A 2,928-nucleotide genomic window follows, 5' to 3' on the forward strand; every position below is an offset into this window, starting at 1 on the left:
CCACCCGCATTGCCGTCACCGGCGCGTTCGACAACGGCGGCGGCCGCCTGGTCAGCAACGGCAGCGACCTGCAACTGGGCGCGGCGTCGATCAACAACGCGCAAGGGCGCATCGAACACGCCGGTAGCGGCACGCTGACGGTCGGCAGCAGCGGCGCCCTCGGCAATGCCGGCGGTCGCATCCTCACCCAGGGTCAGCTGCAGCTCAGCACCGGCAGCACGCTCGACAACCAGGGCGGCGCCATCGCCGCGGCCGGCGATGCCAGCGTCACCGCGGCCGGCCTGGGCAACATCGGCGGCAGCGTGTCCGCACGCGGCTTGAATGTGCAACTGGGCAGCGGCGCGCTCGACAACCGCCTCGGCGTGGTGCAGGCCGCCGGCGGCAGCCTGGTGCTGCGCGCCGACAGCCTCGAAAACCGCGGCGGCACCATGCAGGCGCTGAGCAGCGGCGGTGCGGGTGGCGACCTGCGCGTGGATCTGGCGCATACGTTGAACAACGACGCGGGCGTGATCGGCGCCAGTACCGATCTGACCGTGAACGCGGAGAATGCGAGCAACAGCGGCGGTACGTTGCAGGCCGGACGCGACCTGGCGCTGACCGCGCGCGGCCAGCTCGACAACCACCAGAGCGGCCGCATCGGCGCCGCCCGCGACCTCAGCGTCGCCGTCACCGGCGCGCTGCTCAACAGCGGCGGCCAGCTCGACAGCGGCAACGCCATGACCCTGTCGGGCGGGCGCATCGACAACAGCCAGGGCAGCGTCGTCAACAACGGCGGCGGCCTGACCCGGCTGACCACCGGCGGGGAGCTGCGCAACGTCGGCGGCAGCCTGGGCGGGCGCGGCAGCGTGGTGCTCGATGCGGCCAGCATCGCCAATGGCAGCGGGCAACTGGTGGCGGGCGGCGACCTGATCGCCAACACCAATGCGCTGGACAACCAGGGCGGCAGCGTCTACGCCGGCGGCAGCATGCTGCTGCAGCGCAATGGCGCCAGCCTGGACAACCGCAACGGCAAGATCAAGGCCGAACAGGCCGTGCGCCTGGCCCTACAGAGTCTGAGCAACAGCGGCGGGCAGATCGGCGCCGGCAGCAGCGCCGGCGGCGCGGGCGATGTGGTGATCGACACCGTCGGCTTCGACGGCGGTGGCAGCATCCTCGGCCAGAACCTGCTCGACCTGACCCTCCGCAGCGATTACACCCATCGCGCCGGTGCCGACATCACCAGCAACGGCGACTTCCGCCTGGCGGTGGGCGGCAACTTCGTCAACGCCTCGGCCCTGCAGGCCGGGCGCAGTCTCGGCGTCAGCGCCAGCAACATCAGCAATGTGGCCGGCGCCAGCATGCGCTCGGGCAACGTGCAGGTGAACACCGGCGGCAGCGTCACCAACGCCGGCGACCTCTCCGCCAGCGGCAACCTGCAGGTCACCTCGGGGTCGGTGGTCAACACCGGCAGCCTGGTCGGCGGCAACGTGCTGGTGGACACCGGCACCCTGGTCAACGGCGCCGACCTGGGCGGCGCCACCGACAACGCCGCCTACGGCAGCGCGCTGATCGGCGCCACCAGCGGCATGACCCTGCTGGTGCGCGACCAGTTGGTCAACCGCGATGCGAAGATCTTCAGCCTGGGCAACATCGCCATCGGCGCCGCGCGCGACGGCAACGGCACGCTCACCGCGCGCACCGGCACGCTGGACAACGTCTCCGGCAGCATCGAGGCCGATGGCAGCATCCTGATTGCGGCCAATCAGATCAATAACCGGCGGCGCGTACTGAGCACGCAGACCGGCCCGTTGTCGGCGCAGGAACAGGCGAGCGCCAATGCGGGCATGCCCGATGAACAATTGACGCACACCAAGATTCGTAACGCGGATGGAGCCTCCGCGCCGAGGCCCTACACAGGAAAGTCGCCTGGCGTCTGGCGAAGCTACAACGTGATCGAACAGGAGCGGCTGCTGGCCGCCAGCGCCGAGGGCAAGATCGCTGCCGGCGGCAACATCTTCCTGTCGGGCAGCGTTGCCAACAATGCCTCCACGATTGCGGCAGCGGGTGCATTGGGTATTAACCAGCGCAGCGTGGGCGGTCTCTCGGACGCGATGCTCACCGGCAACGAGTCGGTGCTGAATCAGGCGCTGGCGCTCAATCGCAAGGTCGAGCAGAAGGACTACGAACACATCGTCACGGCGATCACCAACGACTGCATGCAGCCGGTCGGCAAGAAGGTGATTTGCTATTACGAAGAGTCGAGCGAAGACAAGGGATCATCCACCAGCACTACCAGCTACATCGCCCTCGCCGCCAACATGACCGGCGGACAGGGTGTGTCCATCAGCGGCGCCACCATCAGCAACGGCGCGGTCGGCAGCGACGGCCGCAGCATCGGCGGCGCCTCCTTCAACGCCACCCAGGGCGGAGCCCTGAACCGGTACGGCACGATGAGCGCCGACGGCGCCGGCGGTATCGCCGTGCAGGCGCAGACCGCTGCGACGCCGACCAAGGCCAACGTCGGCAACCGCATCGCCACCGCCAGCCTGGGTGCCATCCGCATCGACGACGGCCAGGCCACCCTGGTCGGTGGCAGCAGCGCCACTGCATCCCAGGTCCAGGCCAGCGGCGTGCAGGCCCAACTCGGCGGCGCCGGCAGCGGCGGCCGCAGCCAGGTCCAGGCCGGCACCGCGCAGGCGGTGCTGACCGCCGGCAGCGTGCCGACCCAATACCAGCAGATCGATCCTGGCACCGGCCAGGTGCCGCAGGTGGTCGGCGGCGTTGGCGCGCCGCTGGGCAACATCGTGCTGCCGATGGGCGGGCTGTACCGCCTGGTCGGCAGCAGCGGCGCCAGCGTCAACACGCTGGGCCGCGCCGCCAACGGCCTGGGCGGGGTCAAGGCCAACACCAGCGCCCCCGGCCGCCGCTACCTGATCGAGACCGATCCGC

At 70.2% G+C, this 2,928-nt stretch carries 1 pseudogene; it reads left to right on the plus strand.

The features are described from left to right. Positions 1-2,928 (plus strand): annotated as a pseudogene (locus D180_RS21800) (filamentous hemagglutinin); the annotation flags it as partial.

Origin of the sequence: Xanthomonas sp. SHU 166, from assembly GCF_000364685.1 — a bacterium.
GTDB classification, from domain to species: domain Bacteria; phylum Pseudomonadota; class Gammaproteobacteria; order Xanthomonadales; family Xanthomonadaceae; genus Xanthomonas_A; species Xanthomonas_A sontii.